This is a genomic window from Pseudomonas sp. PDM20, assembly GCF_014852575.3.
Classification (GTDB): domain Bacteria; phylum Pseudomonadota; class Gammaproteobacteria; order Pseudomonadales; family Pseudomonadaceae; genus Pseudomonas.
Genome location: NZ_CM181224.1, coordinates 3,050,365 through 3,069,430 on the forward strand (window position 1 = coordinate 3,050,365; position 19,066 = coordinate 3,069,430).

At 66.4% G+C, this 19,066-nt stretch carries 16 protein-coding genes; 8 read left to right on the forward strand and 8 right to left on the reverse strand.

Going from position 1 to position 19,066, the window contains the following annotated elements; all coding sequences use genetic code 11:
• The first annotated feature begins 6 nt into the window (after positions 1 to 6).
• Positions 7 to 1,110: an agmatine deiminase family protein gene (locus IB261_RS13935; RefSeq protein WP_192382269.1), complete on the forward strand. Its 1,104-nt coding sequence runs from the start codon at positions 7 to 9 to the stop codon at positions 1,108 to 1,110.
• A gap of 1 nt (position 1,111) precedes the next feature.
• Here the strand turns inward: IB261_RS13935 and IB261_RS13940 are convergent, their stop codons facing one another.
• The 3 genes from IB261_RS13940 to IB261_RS13950 are packed head-to-tail and all read right to left on the reverse strand — an operon-like array spanning position 1,112 to position 4,948.
• Complete coding sequence (locus IB261_RS13940; RefSeq protein ID WP_192382271.1) at positions 1,112 to 2,410, reverse strand: cytochrome c; 1,299 nt, start codon at positions 2,408 to 2,410, stop codon at positions 1,112 to 1,114.
• A 10-nt stretch (positions 2,411 to 2,420) separates the two neighbouring features.
• Positions 2,421 to 4,193, reverse strand: a complete 1,773-nt coding sequence (locus IB261_RS13945; RefSeq protein ID WP_192382273.1) for a GMC family oxidoreductase — start codon at positions 4,191 to 4,193, stop codon at positions 2,421 to 2,423.
• 29 nt (positions 4,194 to 4,222) lie between these two features.
• Positions 4,223 to 4,948: a gluconate 2-dehydrogenase subunit 3 family protein gene (locus IB261_RS13950; RefSeq protein WP_192382274.1), complete on the reverse strand. Its 726-nt coding sequence runs from the start codon at positions 4,946 to 4,948 to the stop codon at positions 4,223 to 4,225.
• Here IB261_RS13950 and IB261_RS13955 point away from each other — a divergent pair.
• Positions 4,934 to 5,149, forward strand: coding sequence for a hypothetical protein (locus IB261_RS13955; protein ID WP_192223319.1), 216 nt, complete (start codon positions 4,934 to 4,936; stop codon positions 5,147 to 5,149). The genes IB261_RS13950 and IB261_RS13955 overlap by 15 nt on opposite strands.
• Positions 5,150 to 5,367: 218 nt before the next feature.
• Here the strand turns inward: IB261_RS13955 and IB261_RS13960 are convergent, their stop codons facing one another.
• The 3 genes from IB261_RS13960 to IB261_RS13970 form a co-directional block, all read right to left on the reverse strand.
• Positions 5,368 to 6,126: an SIR2 family NAD-dependent protein deacylase gene (locus tag IB261_RS13960; protein WP_225606058.1), complete on the reverse strand. Its 759-nt coding sequence runs from the start codon at positions 6,124 to 6,126 to the stop codon at positions 5,368 to 5,370.
• On the reverse strand, positions 6,123 to 7,646 hold the full coding sequence (locus IB261_RS13965) for a sensor domain-containing diguanylate cyclase (RefSeq protein WP_081520551.1): 1,524 nt from the start codon (positions 7,644 to 7,646) through the stop codon (positions 6,123 to 6,125). The genes IB261_RS13960 and IB261_RS13965 overlap by 4 nt, the downstream gene beginning before the upstream one ends.
• Before the next feature lie 108 nt (positions 7,647 to 7,754).
• Positions 7,755 to 8,951: a GGDEF domain-containing protein gene (locus tag IB261_RS13970; protein ID WP_192382275.1), complete on the reverse strand. Its 1,197-nt coding sequence runs from the start codon at positions 8,949 to 8,951 to the stop codon at positions 7,755 to 7,757.
• 214 nt (positions 8,952 to 9,165) lie between these two features.
• Between IB261_RS13970 and IB261_RS13975 the strand changes: the two genes are divergently transcribed.
• The 3 genes from IB261_RS13975 to IB261_RS13985 all read left to right on the forward strand — a co-directional run bounded on the left by IB261_RS13975 (position 9,166) and on the right by IB261_RS13985 (position 12,403).
• Positions 9,166 to 9,786 (forward strand): FMN-binding negative transcriptional regulator, encoded by a 621-nt coding sequence (locus tag IB261_RS13975; RefSeq protein ID WP_192382276.1) that lies wholly within the window; start codon positions 9,166 to 9,168, stop codon positions 9,784 to 9,786.
• 110 nt (positions 9,787 to 9,896) lie between these two features.
• Positions 9,897 to 11,075 (forward strand): acetyltransferase domain-containing protein, encoded by a 1,179-nt coding sequence (locus IB261_RS13980; protein ID WP_192382277.1) that lies wholly within the window; start codon positions 9,897 to 9,899, stop codon positions 11,073 to 11,075.
• Positions 11,072 to 12,403 (forward strand): OprD family porin, encoded by a 1,332-nt coding sequence (locus IB261_RS13985; protein WP_318653062.1) that lies wholly within the window; start codon positions 11,072 to 11,074, stop codon positions 12,401 to 12,403. The genes IB261_RS13980 and IB261_RS13985 overlap by 4 nt, the downstream gene beginning before the upstream one ends.
• Here the strand turns inward: IB261_RS13985 and IB261_RS13990 are convergent, their stop codons facing one another.
• Both IB261_RS13990 and IB261_RS13995 read right to left on the reverse strand, forming a co-directional pair.
• Positions 12,404 to 12,805, reverse strand: coding sequence for a hypothetical protein (locus IB261_RS13990; RefSeq protein WP_081520547.1), 402 nt, complete (start codon positions 12,803 to 12,805; stop codon positions 12,404 to 12,406).
• A 156-nt stretch (positions 12,806 to 12,961) separates the two neighbouring features.
• On the reverse strand, positions 12,962 to 14,965 hold the full coding sequence (locus IB261_RS13995; RefSeq protein ID WP_081520546.1) for a peptidase U32 family protein: 2,004 nt from the start codon (positions 14,963 to 14,965) through the stop codon (positions 12,962 to 12,964).
• Positions 14,966 to 15,471: 506 nt separating this feature from the next.
• Between IB261_RS13995 and IB261_RS14000 the strand changes: the two genes are divergently transcribed.
• The 3 genes from IB261_RS14000 (at position 15,472) to IB261_RS14010 (ending at position 18,974) form a co-directional block, all read left to right on the forward strand.
• Entirely contained in the window at positions 15,472 to 16,488 is a 1,017-nt protein-coding gene (locus IB261_RS14000) for an alpha/beta hydrolase (protein ID WP_192382278.1), read from the forward strand.
• 73 nt (positions 16,489 to 16,561) lie between these two features.
• Entirely contained in the window at positions 16,562 to 17,116 is a 555-nt protein-coding gene (locus IB261_RS14005) for an antibiotic biosynthesis monooxygenase (protein WP_192382279.1), read from the forward strand.
• A gap of 19 nt (positions 17,117 to 17,135) precedes the next feature.
• A complete protein-coding gene (locus IB261_RS14010; RefSeq protein ID WP_192382280.1) occupies positions 17,136 to 18,974 on the forward strand; it encodes an amidohydrolase in 1,839 nt (612 codons plus the stop codon).
• Positions 18,975 to 19,066: the final 92 nt, after the last annotated feature.

A 19,066-nucleotide genomic window follows, 5' to 3' on the forward strand; every position in this document is an offset into this window, starting at 1 on the left:
ACGAGGATGATGACACGCAGGAACCTGCTCGGCGCCGGCATGACGCTGGCGACGGGCCTCGGGCTCGGTCTGGGTCGCGTCAAGCTGGCGGCGAAGCCCTGGTACATGCCCGATGAGCACCGCAAGCAGGAGCGGGTGTTCGTCGCTTATGCGGCGAGCGGCGATATCTGGGAGGACATAGCCTCCGATGTGAACGCCACGGTGGCGCGGCTGGCCCGCGCCATTGCCGAGTTCCAGCCGGTGACGGTGCTCTGCCGGCCGGAGCAGCAGGCCGAGGCCAAGCGCGCCTGCGGTGGGCAGAACGTCGACTTCCTGCCGGTGCCGGTGGATGACATCTGGGTGCGCGACTACGGCGGCTGCTTCCTGGTCAACGATGCGCCGGGCGGCCTGGCGCTGGCCGACTTCAACTTCAACGGCTGGGGTGGCAAGCAGCACGCCGAGCGCGACCGCGAAGTGTCGGCGGCGCTGGCCGAGGACGTGGAGGCCAAAGCCATCGTCAGCGAGCTGTGCGGGGAGGGCGGCGGCATCGAGGTGGACGGCCACGGCACGGCGATCTTCACCGAGAGCTGCTGGCTCAACGACAACCGTAACCCGGGCTGGACGCGCCCTCGTATCGAAGCGGAACTCAAGCGCATGCTGGGGCTGCGGAAGGTGATCTGGTTGCCGGGCATTCGCGGCAAGGACATCACCGATGCGCACGTGGACTTCTACGCGCGCTTCGTCGAGCCGGGCGTGGTGGTGGTCAACCTCGACAACGACAAGCGTTCCTACGACTACCAGGTCACCCGCCGGCACCTGGATATCCTGAAGAGCGCCACCGACGCCGATGGTCGCAAGCTTGAACTGCACAGCCTGCCACCGCCGATGAACCCCAGGCCGAACGCCTACAACCGCGACAACCCGGACTTCGCTACCGGCTACATCAACTACCTGCCGGTGAACGGCGGGGTGATTGCGCCGAAGTTCGGCGATGCGGCGGCGGATGAGCATTGCCATGCCTTGCTCAGCGAGCTGTACCCGGACCGCGAGATCGTGCAGCTGAACATCGACCCGATTGCTGCCGGGGGCGGTGGCATCCACTGCGTGACGTTGCAGATGCCGGCAGTGTGAATCAGCCGCCGGCCCAGGGACGCGCACCGGTTTCCTGGCGGGATTGCTCCGCCTGCCGGGCGTCGACTCCGGGCGCGGCGTTGCCCCAGGTATTGCGGATGTAGGTCAGCACGGCAGCGACCTGATCGTCGGCCAGTCGCCAGTCGAACGCCGGCATCCCCGCTCCGGTGGGGTTGCCAGCGGTGCGCGGGCCATCGCTGCCGTTGAGCAGCATGCGCAGCAGCGAAGCCGGATCGCGCGCGTTGACCACCGGGTTGCCGGCGAGCGTGGGGATCATCTGCCGCACACCGGAACCGTCGCTGACGTGGCAGGCGCTGCACTGGCTGTCGTAGATCCGCTTGCCCGAAACCATGGCGGGTGCAACGGAGGACAACTGCTCGGCCCGTGGCTTGACGCTGGCGGGGAGGGTCTTGAGGTATTCGGCGATGGCGGCGAGGTCTTCCTCGGTCAGGTATTGGGTCGAATTCTCGATGGCCTCGGTCATCGGGCCGGAGGCCACGCTGAGCCGGTTGGTGCCGGTCTTCAGGTACAGGACGATGTCATCGGCGGTCCAGTGGCCAAGCCCGGTATGCAGGTTGCCTGTCAGGTCCGGCGCGTGCCAGCCGGCGAGTACGGCGCCTTGCAGGGAGTCCTCGCTGTCGCCGCCGAGGAAGTTCACTGCGGTGTGGCAGACCGTGCAGTGGCCGGGGCCGTTGACCAGGTAGTCGCCGCGATTGAACGCGTCGCTCCGGCGCGGATCGGGCTCGAAGGGCGTCGCGCGGAAGAACAGCAGGTTCCAGCCGGCGAGCAGCCAGCGCTGGTCGAAGGGGAACGGCAGCTGGTTCTCGACCACTGCGTTGCTGACCGGCGGCAAGGTCCTGATGTACTGCCACAGGTCCGCCAGGTCCTGGTCGGTCAGGCGGCCATACGCGGTGTAGGGCATCGCCGGGTAGAGATAGCCGTGGCTGCCTTTGCCGTGGCGGACCGCGCGGTCGAACTGCTCCTGGGTCCAGCCGCCGATGCCGGTCTGCGGGTCGGAGGTGATGTTGGAGGACAGCAGTGGGCCGAAGGGAGTTTCCAGACGATAGCCGCCAGCGAAGGGTTGGCCGCCCGGTGCGCTGTGGCAGGCGACGCAGTCCGCCAGATCGGCGATGTAGCGGCCGCGCTCCAGCTGTGTTTTCAGGGCGGAGGCGGCGAGGCTTCCGCGGGTCTGCGGGTAGCGTTGCTGCAGGTCGTAGGCCACTGCGCCGGCATAGCCCAGCACGACGAGCAGTGCAGTCACCGCGAGGATGGACAGGGCACGTTTCGTGGTTGTTTTCATGGGATGTCCCTCAGCTCACCAGGGGGCGGGGGTGCCGCAGGTAGTCGCCGACGATGGCCCTGGCGGTCCACAAGGCCAGGGCGCACAGGGTGCCGGTGGGGTTGTAGCCGGCGTTGTTGGGGAACGACGAGGCGCCCAGGACGAACAGGTTGTGGGCGTCCCAGTGCTGCTGGAACGGGTTGAGCACCGAGGTGCCGGGGTCGCTTCCCATCACCGCTCCACCGATGGTGTGTGAGCTGTCGTAGGCGCGGAAAGGTGAATTGTGCTGGGCGGGGAAGGCGACGGTTTCCCAGCTGCGGGCACCGAGTTCGCGGCAGATGTCCTCGATCTTCAGGCGGATGAACTCCGCCATGCGCCGGTCGTTCTCGTTGTAGTCGAAGGTCATGCGCAGCAGCGGCAGGCCATTGGCGTCGCGGTAGGTCGGGTCCAGCGAGAGGTAGCTGTCGGCGTGGGAGTAGGACGTACCCTGGCCCTGGATCTTCGCGTAGTTCTGGTAGCTGTGACGGAAGGCTTTCTTCCACTCGCTGCCCCATTGCCGTGTGCCGGGAGGGATACGGTCGGCCATGCCGATCGGCGTGCCCTGGTCGGACAGTGCCTGGATGCCGGCGCCGCCGATGAAGCCCAGGCCCGTGTGGTCGAAGTTGTCGCCGTTGAAATCATCGATCTGGGTGGACAGCGCGCCGGTGGAGATGAAGGGGTTCATGTACTCATTGTCGAAGTACAGGAACCCGTAGGACATGGTCTGGTAGCTGTAGGCGCGGCCCAGGGTGCCGCTGCGGCTCGCCGGGTCATAGGGCTGGCCGATTCCGGAGAGCAACAGCAGGCGCACGTTGTCCAGCTGGTAGGCGGCGATCACCACGATATCGGCCGGCTGGAAGCCGACGCCGCCCGCCGAGTCGAGGAAGGTGACGCCGGAAACGCGGTGGTCAGCCCGGAGCTTTTCCACCCTGAGCACCGTGCATTCGGTGAGCAGGGTGAAGTTGTGGCGGTCCATCAGCGCCGGTATCACGCAGGCGTTCGGAGAGGACTTGGACCAGTTGCCGCAGCCGTAGAAGCCGCAGTAGCCGCAGTAGGTGCAGGGCGCGAGGTTGATCCCCAGCGGGTTGGTGTAGGGCGCTCCGAGGGTGCCGGCGGGGATGGGGAAGGGGTGGTAGCCCATGCGCTGGGTGGCCGTGTGGAACAGATCGTTCCAGTGCGAGCGTTCCAGTGGCGGGGTCGGGTATTCGCTGCTGCGCGAGCCTTCGAACGGGTTGCCGCCGGCAACGGCGTGCCCGTCCAGCACGCCGGCCTTGCCGGAAATGCCGGCGATCTTCTCGAAGCGGTCGTAATGCGGCTCCAGGTCGTCGTAGCTGACGCCCCAGTCCTGCAGGATCAGGCCGTCGGCCAGGGGCATGCCGGCGTAGCGCTCGCGCACCCGCGTGGCCATCTGGAAGTCTGCCGGCGAGAAGCGCCAGGCGTTGGCCGCCCAGTGCTTGCCGGCGCCACCGACGCTGTTGCCCATTTGCCAGCTGTTCCAGTCGCGCCCCGGCAGGGCGGTCTCCGAGGGTGCATTGCGGAAGGTCAGGGTTTCCACGCCCGGCGGCCGGAGCGCCTCGCGGCGCACGCCGTAGCGCAGTTCGTCCGCTGTGATGTTCGGCGGGTAGTTGCGATGGGCCTGCTCCCAGGCCCCGCGGTCGATGGCGACCACATTCAGCCCGGCGCGGGTCAGCTCCTCGGCCATGAGTGAACCGGACCAGCCCAATCCTACGATGACCACATCGGCCTTTTCACGGGTGTAATGCATGACGGTGGCTCCTTTCGCGGAACGCGGACTCAGATGTGCCCGATGAGGCTGACGGGCTGGATATCCAGTGGCTGCCCCTTCAGGGCAGCGACGTCGCGGTAGTCGTAGCGGGCGCCGGGAAAGCCGATCATCTTCCAGCCCGCCATGTCGCGATTGCCGCCGTACACGGGGTCGGCGAGGAAACCTTCGCGGACGTTGGCCAGCAGCAGGGCGAAGAAGGCGTCGGAGGGCTGCAGCGAGAAGGCGACGCGCCCGGCTTCCAGGTCTTCCAGGTAGCGGTCCTGGTCATCGGTGGAGAGTTGCGAGAAGGACTTCTCGAAGCGAGCCCGGCAGTCCTTCTCGACTTCAGCCAGCCCGGTCCGGTAGCGGTCGGCCGGCGTCAGCGGACCCTGCTCGCCCTGTTGCGCGCTGCCCGGCAAAAAGGGGGACGACGAGTAGCGCGCCGTCCCCTTGCCATAGTCGCTGGCCAGCTGGTGGTCGATGAAGGTGACGCAGCCCGCTTCGGAAGCGCTGATGGACAGTTCGTCGGCGGGGATCAGCCGGTCGAAGATGGCCTTGATCTGGGCAGCCTCGTGCTCGTTGAAGAACACCCGCAGACGCGGGTCGACCGGCAAGGGCGGCGCGGTATCGGCGGCGGTCCAGCGTCGGCTGCCTGTGAGGATCTGGCTGGCGGCGCCGGCGGGGCGCAGCAGGGTGGCGAGCGTAGCGCTGCCAATCAGGATGAGTCCGGACTTCAGTGTATGTCGACGATTCATGAAGTATTTCTCCAGTACGCATCGGCCGTGGTGATCGAACAGGCGGACGGCCAGGGGTTCATGGCCGGGGCTCGAGGACCGATGTCGCTGAAATGCAGGAGCGTGCCGTGGATGCAGTCGCAGCGAATGAACGCAGCGAACGCCTGGAGCAGCGTCGCGCTGGGGCAGTGGCGGGGGAAGTGGGGCGGACTGAAGTTGTGAAGTTGTTGGTTGATATGAAAGGCGTGTTGTAGGAGCCGCAGGAAAAGTCCTGGGAACTTTATGGTTTGAAAGACTGCTTTTGTTGTTCTTTATAACGCTGCAGATAATTAACTGCGCCGAAGGCAGTTCCGGGTGTGGCGTCCATTAATTGAACGCGCATGAATCAATCGAGCGCTACCAGCTTCATGGGATGGGTAGAGCATGCTGTCGGCGCGGCGTCAGCCAAATGCCGCGTTCAACAGGGCCGGCAAGGCGACGCCCGCTGCACTGGCGAGGGCGAAATCACGCTCGCCGTGCAACGGGCCGGGGGCGGGGTTGACGTGCAGGACGCTCGCGCGCAGGCGCCAGGCGATCTCGGGAATCTCCGCTGCGGGGTAGACCACGCCGGAGGTCCCGACGGAGATCAGCAGGTCGCATTGTTCGGCAGCCTGGAAGGCGTGGGTGATGGCGTCCAGCGGCAGGCTTTCGCCGAACCACACCACGCCGGGGCGCAGCGGGCCGCCGCAATGGGCACAGGCCGGCGGTTGCACGCGGCGGCCGGCCTCGGGTTCGTCCGGTACCGGCAGCGGCGCAACCGGCTCGCGCTGGCACTGGAAGCAGCGCGGGCGTTCCAGCTGGCCGTGCAGATGGGTGACGTCCTGGCTGCCGGCGCGCTCGTGGAGGTCGTCGACGTTCTGGGTGATCAGCGTGAGCCTGGGCACCTTGCTCGCCAGCGCGGCGATGGCCAGGTGCGCCGGGTTGGGCTGGGCACGGTGGACGACGCTGCGGCGCCATTCGTACCAGCCCCAGACCAGCGTCGGGTCCGCGCGGAAGGCTTCGGCGGTGGCCAGGGAGGCCGCGTCGAAACGCTCCCACAGCCCGGTAAGGCGATCGCGGAAGGTGGGAATGCCGCTCTCGGCGGAAACACCAGCACCTGTGAACACCACGACGTGACGGGCCTTGCGCAGTGCATCGATGAGCGCGGAATCGAGGATCATTGCGGGGCTTCCTGGGGCGTGGGCGCGCTTTCCAGGCGATTGCGCCCGGCGGCCTTGGCGCGGTACAGCGCGCGGTCGGCGGCTTCGATGAGGGCCTGTGGGCTGCTGTCGCTGCCGCTCGGCAGGGTGGCGATACCGATGCTCGCGGTGATGCGGCCCAGGGGGCTGCCGGCGTGGGTGAGGTTGGCGCCCTGCAGGCGCTGCATGAATTGCTGGGCCACGGCCAGGGCGCCGTCAGGACCGGTGTTGGGCAGGATCACCGCGAGTTCCTCGCCGCCGTAGCGCGCGGCCAGATCGGCGGGACGCCGCACGCTGTCGGCGAGGACGCGGCCGATGCGCCGCAGGCAGTCGTCGCCGGCCGGATGGCCATAGGTGTCGTTGAAGCGTTTGAAATGATCCACGTCGATCAGCAGCAGCCCCAGTGGCGAACGTTCGCGGTGGGCGCGGCGCAGTTCGGCGAGCAGGTGCTCGTCGAAGCTGCGGCGGTTCTCCAGGCCGGTGAGCGGGTCCCGCGAGGCGAGCACTTCCAGCTGCCGGTTGGCCTTGAGCAGGTCCTCGCGGGCATCGCGCAGCAGGCGCTCGGTGCCGATGCGGCGTTGGATGGCGAGGATCAGCAGGCTGCCGATGACCACGATGACCATCAGCAGGCCGAAGGCGATGGCCACCGTGCGCAGGGCGTCGGCGGCCCAGGCGGCGAGGGCTTCGTCCTTGCCGAGGGCGACCGAGGTCACCAGCGGGTAGCGCTCGTTCTTGCGGAAGGCGTAGATGCGCTCGATGCCGTCCAGCGAGGAGGCGAAGGTCGCGCTGCCGACCGTGGCGCTCTCCAGATACTGGGTGAAGATCGGCGAGCGCGACAGCACGCGGCCCATGTCGCTTTCGCGGAAGGGGTAGCGCACCAGCACCTGGCCGTTGCTGGTGGCCACGCCGATGGCGCCGGTCTTGCCGATGTCGATCTTGCCGAACAGGCGGAGGAAGTCCTGCACGCCGAGGGTGGCGACTATCACTCCGGCGAAGTTGCCCTGGGCGTCGTTGTAGCGGCGGCTGACCGTGATTACCCAGACGCCGGTGGCGCGGCTGTGGATCGGTTCGCCGATATAGGCGTCCAGCGAGGGATTGTCGCGGTGGTGGATGAAGTAACCGCGGTCGGCGCTGTTGGCACCGGGCGGGAAGGGGCCGTTGGAGGTCATCAGCCAGTTGCCCTGGGCATCGTAGATGCCGACGCCGTTGAGCTGTGCGAGCAGGTGTTGCTGGCTCCGCACCAGGTCGTTCAGCCGTTGCAGCTGGGGCGCGCCGCGTCCCTCGTGCTCCAGGCGTTCGGCCAGGCCGAGCAGCAGCATGGAACTCTGGGTGACGATGCCTTCGACGTAGGTATCCAGCGCCTGGGTGAGGTTGAGGTTGTGCGTGGTGGTTTCCGCCAGCGTGCGCTCGCGCGCCGACCACAGCTCCCACGCCGTGGCGGCGGCCACGGCAAGACTGATGATCGACAGCAGGAGGATGGCAAGGCGGATGTCGCGTTTCACTCTGGCCTCGTTGGGTCGGTCCCTGTGGCGGTTGCCGTGCTTGGCGGGCATCGTCAGCAGCGAGTGCAGGGAGACGCCGGCCGCGCTCACCGAGTTACGTGTCGTTCGTCAGACGCTCTGCATACCGCTGAGTTGCACACGGTTGCGACCTTTCTGCTTGGCGACGTACAGGTGCTGGTCGCAGCGGGCGAGCAACTCGCGTGGCTCCTGCAGCCCGCTTTCGTTGGCCATGGCTGCGCCGAGGCTGATGGTCAGGTGGCGCAGGCTGTCGGGCCGGTAGAAGTGCTCGATGCCCAGGCACGCCACCTGTTCGCGCAGCCGTTCGGCGACGCAGCGCAGGTCATCGGCGCTGGTCGCCTCCAGCAGGATGGCGAACTCCTCGCCGCCATAACGATAGACGTTGGCGCGCCCGCCGCGCAGGGTGCCCACCAGGCACTCGGCCACCTGGCACAGGCAGCGGTCGCCGGCCTGGTGGCCGTAGTGGTCGTTGTAGGGCTTGAAGTAGTCGATGTCGGCCATCAGCAGGGCGAAGGGCCGCCCGTGGGCACGCATGCCGTGCCAGCTCTCGTTGAGCTGCAGGTCCAGCGAGCGGCGGTTGCCCACGCCGGTGAGGCCGTCGGTGGCAGCCAGCTCCTGCAGACGCAGGTTGAGTGCTGCCAGCTCGGTGCGCTGGCGTTTTTCCTCGAGATCGGCAAGGAAGGCCTGGCGCACGCCCTTGATATTGGTCCAACTGATGAACAGGCTGAACAGCGCGATGGGCAGGTAGACCAGGGTAAAGATCAGCAGCGGCTTGGCGGCCCCATCGTGGATCAGCCAGACGTTGTAGAGAATGATCGTCGTGATGATCGCCGAGACCAGTGCGATGCCCTTGAAGGAATAGCGCACGCCGAGGTTGCCCAGCAGGACGAACACCACCGAGGCGTAAAGGAAGAACGGCACGTCGGGCGATGCGCTGCGCTTGAGCAGTTCGAACCAGGCGATGGTGGAGATGATGTCGTGCACCGGCATCAGCAGGTCCATGACCAGCACGCTGCGGCTGAAGCGGAACACCAGGAAGATGTTGATCAGGCCGATCAGACTGAGGCCTGTGCGCAGGAACAGCGATTCCCTGGCCATGTCCGGGATCAGCAGCGCGTCGGCCAGGACGTAGGAGTCATAGGCGGCCATGGCGATGAAGTTGATCGCCAGCAGGAAGCGCCGGTAATGCTGGACCACGTACGCCTTGTAGGCATCCTGCAGGCGCGGCGGAATTCTCCCCTGGTACTGCTGCCGGGGAGGAACGGCGGGGAACTCGGGTACGGTCATCGAGAGTGGGAGCCTGTGTCTGCCATCCAGGGCGAATGCTGGCCAAGGGCTAGAGTAGGGTGCGGCACCATCGCCGTCCAGCGGGGCGATGCATAGGCTGTACCAAAATATCGGTCGCCCCGGATTGGCTCTGCCGATAGAGCTCTTAATGGATCTTTATAGGGTGCCAATGCGGCGGCATGATGAGCGCATTCACCTGCTGTCGAGGCCTTACATGTACGTACCTGCGCATTTCGAGGAAACCCGTCCGGATGAGCTGCATCGGCTGATCCGCGACTATCCCCTGGGCATCCTGGTCACTGGCCATGACGGCCTGCTGGACGCCAACCACCTGCCGTTCGAGCTGGAACTCTCCGGCGAAAAGCCGCTGCTGCGCGCCCACGTCGCCCGCAACAACCCGGTCTGGCAGGAGGCCGATGGCGAGGAGGTGCTGGTGATCTTCCGTGGCGAGCATGCCTACGTTTCGCCTAACTGGTACCCGAGCAAGCACGAGGCGCATCGCCAGGTGCCGACCTGGAACTACCAGGTGGTGCACGTCCGCGGCCGTCTCAAGGTCATGGACGAGGAGCGCTTCGTGCGCGGTGTGGTCGGGCGCCTGACGCGCACCCACGAAGCGAGCGAGGAGAAGCCCTGGAAGATGAGCGACTCCACCCCGGAATTCATCAGCGGCATGCTGGCGAACATCGTCGGCATCGAGGTGGAGATCGGCGAGATCATCGGCAAGTCGAAGCTCAGCCAGAACAAGGAAGAGCGCGATCGCCTGGGTGCCGCCGAGCGGCTGGAGCAGCTCGGCAGTGGCGAGCTTTCAGCAGCGATGAAGGGCGCGCTGGGCTGAGTCCGTGCCGGTGAGGCCCGTTCCAGACATGTCCGCATGTTTCGAAGGGTTGGCGGATCGGTTGCGTGGAATGTAATAATATTACAATTCACTCGCAATCGATCTCGCCCATGACCTCCGCACTGAGCCCCGCAGTACCTTCAATTGCCAAAACCGCCACGCGACTCCACTCCATCGACGCCCTGCGCGGGCTGGTGATCCTCTTCATGCTGTTGGACCACGTCCGAGAGACGTTCTACCTGCACCTGCAGGTGAGCGACCCGATGGACGTGACCCAGACCGACCCGGCGTTATTCTTCAGCCGCACCCTGGCGCACCTGTGCGCGCCGGTGTTCGTCTTCCTCACCGGGCTTTCCGCTTTCCTCTATGGCGAGAAACACGAGGGCCGCGCGGCGGTCTCGGCCTTCCTGTTCAAGCGCGGGCTGTTCCTGGTGCTGCTGGAAATCACCCTGGTGAACTTCGCCTGGACCTTCCAGTTTCCGCCGCAGGTTATCTACCTGCAGGTGATCTGGGCCATCGGCCTGAGCATGCTGGCGCTTTCCGCACTGATCTGGCTGCCGCGCGGCGCGCTGGTGGTGCTGGGAGTGGCGCTGGTGGCCGGGCACAACCTCCTCGATGGGCTGCACTTCGCGCCCGGCCACTGGGCACACGTGCCCTGGGCGGTGCTGCACGACCGCGGCTGGATCGAGGTGGGCGATGCGCTGCGCTTGCGCACGTCCTATCCGTTGCTGCCGTGGATCGGGGTGATTGCCCTCGGGTATGCCGTCGGCCCCTGGTTCGGTCGTTCTGCCGATGCTGCCCGGCGCACCCGCAACCTGCTGCTGGCGGCGGCCATCGCGCTGGGCGGATTCATCGCCCTGCGCCTGAACAACGGTTATGGCGAGAAGCCCTGGGGCGATGGCGATACCGACCTGCAACTGCTGATGAGCTTCTTCAACATCACCAAGTACCCACCGTCCCTGCTGTTCCTGGCGTTGACCCTGGGCATCGGCCTGCTCCTGCTGGTGTGCTTCGAGCGCCGAGGGCAGGGCGCACTGGCGCGCTGGCTGGCGGTGTTCGGCGCGGCGCCGATGTTCTTCTACCTGCTGCACCTCTATGTGCTGAAGCTGCTGTACCTGGCCGCCGCGGCAATCTGGGGGCTGAACCACGGGCAGTACTTCGGCTTCGATTCGGTGTGGGCGGTCTGGGTTGGTGCGCTGGTGCTGATCGTCGCCCTGTACCCGCCGGTGCACTGGTTCGCCGGGCTCAAAGCCCGTCGTCGCGATATCACCTGGCTGAAGTACCTGTGAGGCTGCGCAGTTCCGCTGTGCTGCTGGCGCTGTCCGCGCCGGCGTTCGGCGCGGCGCAGGAGGAGTCCGGCGGTTTCGTCGAGGACAGCCGCTGGAGCCTGCTCAACCGCACGGTGTTCGACCAGCGCGAGTACCGCCACGGCGATCGCAACAGTGGCGCGCGCAATGCCTACAAGCCGCGCAGCGAGCGCAATGGCTATGCGGAGGAGTGGGCCTACGGGCTGATGGGCAGCCTGCAGTCAGGCTTCACCCGGGGCAGCGTCGGATTGGGGTTGGACGCCCACCTCTACCAGGGCGTGCTGCTGGACAGCGGCGGTGGGCGTGCCGGCAAGGCACGGCTGGTTGGGCTGGATAACGAAGGCCACCCCAAGGACAGCTTCGCCCGCGGCGGCGCGGCGTTGAAGGCGCGGATGTCTTCGACCACCCTTTGGTGGGGCGAGCAGCGGGTGAAGACGCCGGTGTTCAGCTCGTCCGACAGCCGCCTGCTACCGGAAACGGACACCGGCTTCTTCCTCTCCAGCGAGGAGTTCTCCGGGCTGCGGCTGGTGGCCGGGCACTTCACCGAAAGCACCGATCGCAACGCCTCCAGCCATGATCGCGGCTTCGTGGTGAACTACTCCAACGCCCGCCAGGGCGATGCCTTCGACCTCACGGGCTTCACCTACGCGCCAGCCAAGTCGGCAAGCCTGAGCCTCTTCACCTCGCGCTACGAGGACAGCTGGCGCCAGGACTACCTGGGCGGCACCTTCAGCCAACCACTGGGCGCGGGGCAGGACCTGTCGCTGAACCTCAACCTCTACCGCACCCGAGACACCGGTCAGGCGCTCTCCGGGCGCATCGACAACACCACCTGGAGCCTGCTCGGCGGCTACGGTTTCGGCGCACACCGGCTCAGTGTCGGTTACCAGCAGGTCGAGGGCGACACGCCGTTCGACTACGTGACGCGTGGGGCGATCTTCCTCACCAATGCGGTGCAGCTATCGGACTTCAATGCGCCCAACGAACGCTCCTGGCAGTTGCGCTATGAGCTGGACCTGGCTAGCTTCGGCGCGCCGGGGTTGTCGATGGCGGCGGCCTACGTGCGTGGCACGGACATCGATGGCAGCCACGTCGACCCGCGTGGCGGCTACGCGTACCTGGGGTACGGCGAGGGCGGCAAGCACTGGGAGCGCGACCTGATGCTGCAATACCGCGTGCCGGAAGGCCCGGCCAAGGGGCTGCGGCTGGTGCTGATGCACAACAGCCACCGCGCCAATGCCGCGCAGGCGGAGCTCAATACCGATCAGCTGAGGGTTGCCGTGGAATACCCGCTGGACGGCGGCTTCTGATCAGAGCCCACCGAGCAGGTCGTGGGCGTCGAGCAGGCGCCAGGCGATCTCCGGGTTCCTCTCCAGGCCCCGGCGGATCGCGGCGGGTATGGCCTGGCGGGTCTTGCGACAGAGACCGGGCTGCTCGTCGAAGTCGAATTCGATGCCGCGCATGGTGCGCACTTCGTTGAAGCCGGGGGCGATGTGCAGGCGGATGCCAAGCTGCTCGTAGAGCTTGTGCTGCATGCGCTGCAGGTCGGACAGGTCCTTGAGGTTCTCCAGCCGCTCCAGCAGGCGCTGCTCCTCGTGCCGGGTGAGCAGCAGGATGCGCAGGTCGGCGTCGGGCTGTTCCAGCAGGCGTTCCCGGTCGCAGTTGCAGGCGCCGGGCGGGCATTGCTGGCGGAGCGGGGGAGTGGCGGTCATGTCCCGATCATAGCGGGGGATCGGGGAATTGCGCAGGGAGATTGCTCTTTGTAGGGGCGAGGGGGGCGCCTGGCTCTTGCTCGCGAACGAATTTCCCGGCACCTCAGATGCTGGGCTGTTCGCGAGCAAGCTCGCTCCTACACGTCCAGGTCAGCCTCAGTGCGCCGGCTTGCGAATGGTTTTGAGCAGGTCTTCCGGGCTGATCTGCCCGACGATGTTGCTCACGCCTTCGCTGCCCGGTTGCGGCAGGCCGAGGATGTGGCCCTTGATCTTGCCGATCACGTGCATCTCGCACGGCTTGCAGTCGAACTTCAGGGTCAGCACTTCGTCGCCGTGGATCAGTTGCATCGGCTGCACCTTGGTGCGCACGCCGGTGACGCCCTTGGCCTGTTTCGGGCACAGGTTGAAGGAGAAGCGCAGGCAGTGCTTGGTAATCATCACCGGCACTTCGCCTGTCTCTTCGTGGGCCTCGTAGGCCGCGTCGATCAGCTGTACGCCGTGGCGGTGGTAAAACTCGCGGGCCTTCTCGTTGTAGACGTTGTACAGGAACGACAGGTGCGACTCCGGGTACACCGGCGGCGGGCTGGTTTCGGCCTTGCGGCCACCGCGCGGGTGGGCCTGCACGCGGGCTTCGGTGAGCGCTTCGATGGCTTCGCGGCGCAGCGACTTGAGCTGGGAATTGGGAATGAAGAACGCCTGCGGGGCGTCCAGCTCGATCTGGTCGGCGTGGTACTGGGTGGTGCCCAGTTGGCCGAGCAGGTCGTGCAACTGGTCCAGCGCCTGTTCCGGCTTGTTGGCGGCGCCGAACGGGCCGTCCAGGGCGACGCTGGCGCTGACGCCTTCCTCGCTGGTGGCGGTCAGTTCCAGGCGCTCTTCGCGCAGCTTGGCGACCCACGACAGGCCGACGCGACGCTCGGCGGAAGTCTTCTGCAGCGCCTGCTGCCAGTTGTGGTCGAGGTTGCGTGACAGCGGGTGGTTCGGGCGCAGGCGGTAGAGTCCCTCGGGCATCTCGTTGGGCTCGACGCGGTAGCGGTAGCGCTTCTCGCCGTCCTCTTCGAATTCACCTTTCGGCTCGGCGATGTTGGCGCGGAAACCGACCACTTCGCGCTTGACCAGCACGTTGAGGCCGTCGCCGTTGGACAGCGGGTCCTTGGTCACCACCAGCAGGTCGCGCTTGCCGACTTTCTCCACGGTGCCCACCGGCAGGCCGGTGAAGGTCGGCGAGTCGAAGGCGCCGATGTCGATCTTGCGGTCGCTGACGAAGTAGTCGGTGCTGCCCCGGTGGAAGGTCTTGTCCGGGTCCGGCACGAAGAAGTGGTCGGTGCGGCCGCTGGAGGCGCGGGCCAGGTCCGGGCGCTCGGCGAGAATGCCGTCCAGGCGCTGGCGGTAATAGGCGGTGATGTTCTTCACGTAGCCCATGTCCTTGTAGCGCCCTTCGATCTTGAAGGAGCGCACGCCGGCGTCCACCAGGGCGCTGAGGTTGGCGCTCTGGTTGTTGTCCTTCATCGACAGCAGGTGCTTCTCGAAGGCCACCACGCGGCCCTGGTCATCCTTCAGGGTGTAGGGCAGGCGGCAGGCCTGGGAGCAGTCGCCGCGGTTGGCGCTGCGGCCGGTCTGGGCGTGGGAGATGTTGCACTGACCGGAGAAGGCCACGCACAGCGCGCCGTGGATGAAGAACTCGATGGCGGCATCGGTCTCGTCGGCGATGGCGCGGATTTCCTTGAGGTTCAGCTCACGGGCCAGCACCAGCTGGGAGAAGCCGGCCTGATCGAGGAACTTCGCCCGCTCCAGGGTGCGGATGTCGGTCTGGGTGCTGGCGTGCAGCTCGATCGGCGGGATGTCCAGCTCCATGATGCCCAGGTCCTGCACGATCAGCGCATCGACGCCGGCGTCGTAGAGCTGGTGGATCAGCGCGCGCGCCGGCTCCAGCTCGTTGTCGTGGAGGATGGTGTTGATCGTGGTGAACACCCGCGCGTGGTAGCGGTGGGCGAACTCCACCAGCTGGGCGATATCGCTCACCTCGTTGCAGGCATTGTGCCGCGCGCCGAAGCTCGGGCCGCCGATGTAGACGGCGTCGGCGCCATGCAGGATGGCCTCGCGGGCGATATGCACATCGCGGGCAGGGCTGAGCAGTTCCAGATGGTGTTTGGGCAAGGACATGATTTCTTCTTTATCAGGCGTGCTAATCAGGTATGACACGGGCAATCGCGCATTGTACCGGCCAAACGCCGCGCCGGCACCCGTGGCGTGCCGGGCGGCGTAACCCCCGGTCGTCCCGGCTGCCCCTGCAGGAGCGGGCCATGCCCGCGAACCGCGGACAACGTCCGCGCCAACCGCCGCTCCGATCCCATCGGCTAACCCTTTGTAGGATGGCGTGAAGCGCAGCGATACCCATCGCCCCGTGCACCGGCAGCATGGGTATCGCTGCGCTCCACCCATCCTACGTGCGTGCCAGCGGACTATGTCCGCGTTGTTTCGGCGCGGGCAGGCATGGCCAGTTCCTACGGGTCGCACCGCCAGCTCCGGCAATTCTGCAAGGCCCTTGAGATGCCCTTGCAGAACTGCAAAGTGACCCTGCAACCCTGTCTATTCCGCGCTTTGCGGGCATGGATCAAGATTCGTTCGTCCTCTCGGAACACCTCTCCCCACTTTCAAGGAACCGAATCATGAACGCCAAGAAATCCCTGCTCGCCGCTTCCCTCGCCCTGGCCATCGGCAACGTCTTCGCCGCCGGCAACCCGACCGTCGAACACAACACCCAGGCGTTCCTCGAAGCCCTGGAAGCCGGCAAGGGCCAGCCGCTGGAAACCCTCTCGCCGAAAGACGCCCGTGCGGTGCTGACTGGCGCCCAGGCTTCGGTGAAGGTCGATCTCTCCGGCACCCAGGTCAGCGAGAAGACCGTGCAGACCAATGTCGGCCCGGTGAAGCTGACCATCGTCCGCCCGGCTGGCGTGAAGGGCACTCTGCCGGTGTTCATGTTCTTCCACGGTGGTGGCTGGGTGCTGGGTGATTACCCGACCCACGCCCGCCTGATCCACGACCTGGTGGTGAACTCCGGCGCGGTTGCTGTCTACGTCGATTACACCCCGTCCCCCGAGGCGCATTACCCGGTCGCGATCAACCAGGCCTACGCCGCGACCCAATGGGTCGCCGAACACGGCAAGGAGATCAACGTCGACGGCAAGCGACTGGCTGTGGCCGGCAACAGTGTCGGCGGCAACATGGCAGCGGTAGTCGCGCTGATGGCCAAGGACAAGGGCACGCCCAAGCTGCGCTTCCAGGCGCTGCTGTGGCCGGTGACCGACGCCAGCTTCGAGACCGGCTCGTACAACCAGTTCGCCCAGGGACACTTCCTCACCAAGCCGATGATGCAATGGTTCTGGGACAGCTACACCACCGACCCGAAACAGCGCGCCGAGATCTACGCATCGCCCCTGCGCGCCACCACCGACCAGCTCAAGGGCCTGCCGCCGACCCTGATCCAGACCGCCGAATCCGACGTGCTGCGTGACGAAGGTGAAGCCTACGGTCGCAAACTCGACGCCGCCGGTGTGGCTGTCACTTCCGTGCGCTACAACGGAATGATCCACGACTACGGTCTGCTCAACGTGGTGAGCAAGGTGCCCGCGGTACAGGCCGCCATGCGCCAGGCCGGTGAAGAGCTGAAGGTTCACCTGCAGTAAGCCGCTTATCCAACCAGCCGCTTTCCTCCCTCGCCGCCGGGCGGGGGAGGCCACTTCTCCGGAGGGAACCCCCTTGAGCCAGCCCACGCCGCAAGAATCCGTCACCCTGATCATCCGCCACCGCGCCCGCTCCGACAGCGTCGCCGCCTATGAAGCCATCCTGCGCGAACTGACCCGTGCCGCCAGCGAGTTCCCCGGCCACCTGGGCGTGGACGTGATGCGCCAGGGCGACCATTTCACCTCGGTCCTGCGCTTCGCCAGCGCCAATGAACTGCAGGCCTGGCTCGACTCGCCGCAGCGCCACGAGCTGATCGACCGCGCCAACCCGCACCTGATCGACGTCGAGCAGAAGGAACTGCACACCGCCCACGAATTCTGGTTCACCACCTCGGACACCCCCCACAAGCAGCCACCGCGCTGGAAGCAGGCGGCCATCTCCTACCTGGTGATCCTGCCGCTGGTGATGCTGGTGCCGCAGCTCTGGCGCCCGCTGTTCGCCCAGGTTCCGCTGCTGGGCGGTTTCGTGCCCGCCAACATGCTCATCGTCGCGACCATCGTCCTGCTGGTGGTCTACGTTTTCATGCCACGGGCCACGCGCCTGTTCTCCGCCTGGCTCAATGCCCGCTGATCGAAAGAGGAACATCGCCATGTACGCCGACCTGATCCTGACCAACGGCCGCTTCCACACCGTCGACCGCGAGAAACCCGAGGCCACCGCCGTGGCCATCGCCGACGGCAAGTTCATCGCCGTGGGCACGGAAGCCGAGGCCATGGCCTTCCGCGCCGGCGCCACCCGCGTCATCGACCTCAAGGGGCGCACCGCGATCCCCGGCCTCAACGACTCGCACCTGCACCTGATCCGGGGCGGGCTGAACTACAACCTCGAACTGCGCTGGGAAGGCGTGCCGTCCCTGGCCGACGCGCTGCGCCTGCTCAAGGAACAGGCCCTGCGCACGCCGTCGCCGCAATGGGTGCGCGTGGTAGGCGGCTGGAACGAATTCCAGTTCGCCGAGAAGCGCATGCCGACCATCGAGGAGCTGAACCAGGCCGCGCCGGACACCCCTGTGTTCGTCCTGCACCTGTACGACCGCGCGCTGCTCAACCGTGCCGCACTGCGCGTCGTCGGCTACACGAAAGACACGCCGAACCCACCCGGCGGCGAGATCGTCCGCGACAGCAAGGGCGAGCCCACCGGCATGCTGGTGGCGCGGCCCAACGCGATGATCCTCTATGCGACCCTGGCCAAGGGGCCGAAGCTGCCGTTCGACTACCAGGTCAACTCCACCCGCCAGTTCATGTGCGAGCTGAACCGCCTGGGTGTCACCAGCGCCATCGACGCCGGTGGCGGCTTCCAGAACTACCCGGACGACTACCAGGTGATCGAACAGCTGGAGAAAGACAACCAGCTCACCGTGCGCATTGCCTACAACCTGTTCACCCAGAAGCCCAAGGAAGAACTGGCCGACTTCAGGAACTGGACCAGCAGCGTCCAGTACGGGCAGGGCAGCGACTTCCTGCGGCACAACGGCGCCGGCGAGATGCTGGTGTTCTCCGCCGCCGACTTCGAGGACTTCCTCGAACCGCGCCCCGACCTGCCCGGCACCATGGAAGCCGAACTGGAGCCGGTGGTGCGCCACCTCGTCGAGCAGCGCTGGCCGTTCCGCCTGCACGCCACCTACGACGAATCCATCTCGCGGATGCTCGACGTGTTCGAGAAGGTCAATCGGGACATCCCGTTCAACGGCCTGCACTGGTTCTTCGACCACTGTGAAACCATCTCGCCAAAGAACATCGAGCGGGTGAGGGCGCTGGGCGGCGGTATCGCCATCCAGGACCGCATGGCGTTCCAGGGCGAATACTTCGTCGACCGCTACGGCAAACAGGCCGCTGAGGCGACCCCGCCGATCAAGCGCATGCTGGCCGAAGGCGTGCCGGTGGGCGCCGGTACCGACGCCACCCGTGTCTCCAGCTACAACCCCTGGACCTCGCTGTACTGGATGGTCAGCGGCAAGACCGTGGGCGGCATGGAGCTTTACCCGGAAGGACTGCCTCGCAGCACAGCGCTGGAGCTGTACACCCACGGCAGCGCGTGGTTCTCCAACGAGCAGGGCAAAAAGGGAATGCTCAAGGTCGGACAGATGGCCGACCTGGCGGTGCTCTCGGCGGACTACTTCAACGTGCCGGAGGAAGAGATCAAGGCCATCGAGTCAGTGCTGACCGTGGTGGACGGCCGCGTGGTGTTCGGCAGCGGCGACTTCGAACGCCAGGCGCCGAGCGCCATTCCGGTACTGCCGGACTGGTCGCCGGTAGCCAAGGTCCCCGGCCACTGGCGCCCGCAGGCGCCGCTGCAGAATGCCGTACACCAGTGCGTCGGCTCCTGCGGCGTGCATGGTCACAGCCACGAACGCGCCCGCCAGTCGAGCGTGCCGGTGAGTGATTTCCAGGGTTTCTGGGGCGCCTTCGGCTGTTCCTGCTTCGCCTTCTGACCCAAACGATGGCCCGCTCCTTGTAGGAGCGGGCCATGCCCGCGACCTGCGGACAATGTCCGCACCGACAGCCCCGCTGATACCTCCGGCTA

Excerpts from the sequence above, each read along its gene's own strand:
- IB261_RS13975 (WP_192382276.1), top strand. The coding sequence starts at position 9,166 with ATGTACGTACCTGCGCATTTCGAGGAAACCCGTCCGGATGAGCTGCAT.
- IB261_RS13950 (WP_192382274.1), bottom strand. The coding sequence starts at position 4,948 with ATGAATCGTCGACATACACTGAAGTCCGGACTCATCCTGATTGGCAGC.
- IB261_RS13990 (WP_081520547.1), bottom strand. The coding sequence starts at position 12,805 with ATGACCGCCACTCCCCCGCTCCGCCAGCAATGCCCGCCCGGCGCCTGC.
- IB261_RS13935 (WP_192382269.1), top strand. The coding sequence starts at position 7 with ATGATGACACGCAGGAACCTGCTCGGCGCCGGCATGACGCTGGCGACG.
- IB261_RS13980 (WP_192382277.1), top strand. The coding sequence starts at position 9,897 with ATGACCTCCGCACTGAGCCCCGCAGTACCTTCAATTGCCAAAACCGCC.
- IB261_RS13970 (WP_192382275.1), bottom strand. The coding sequence starts at position 8,951 with ATGACCGTACCCGAGTTCCCCGCCGTTCCTCCCCGGCAGCAGTACCAG.
- IB261_RS13995 (WP_081520546.1), bottom strand. The coding sequence starts at position 14,965 with ATGTCCTTGCCCAAACACCATCTGGAACTGCTCAGCCCTGCCCGCGAT.
- IB261_RS13940 (WP_192382271.1), bottom strand. The coding sequence starts at position 2,410 with ATGAAAACAACCACGAAACGTGCCCTGTCCATCCTCGCGGTGACTGCA.
- IB261_RS13955 (WP_192223319.1), top strand. The coding sequence starts at position 4,934 with ATGTCGACGATTCATGAAGTATTTCTCCAGTACGCATCGGCCGTGGTG.
- IB261_RS13945 (WP_192382273.1), bottom strand. The coding sequence starts at position 4,193 with ATGCATTACACCCGTGAAAAGGCCGATGTGGTCATCGTAGGATTGGGC.
- IB261_RS13960 (WP_225606058.1), bottom strand. The coding sequence starts at position 6,126 with ATGATCCTCGATTCCGCGCTCATCGATGCACTGCGCAAGGCCCGTCAC.
- IB261_RS14010 (WP_192382280.1), top strand. The coding sequence starts at position 17,136 with ATGTACGCCGACCTGATCCTGACCAACGGCCGCTTCCACACCGTCGAC.
- IB261_RS14000 (WP_192382278.1), top strand. The coding sequence starts at position 15,472 with ATGAACGCCAAGAAATCCCTGCTCGCCGCTTCCCTCGCCCTGGCCATC.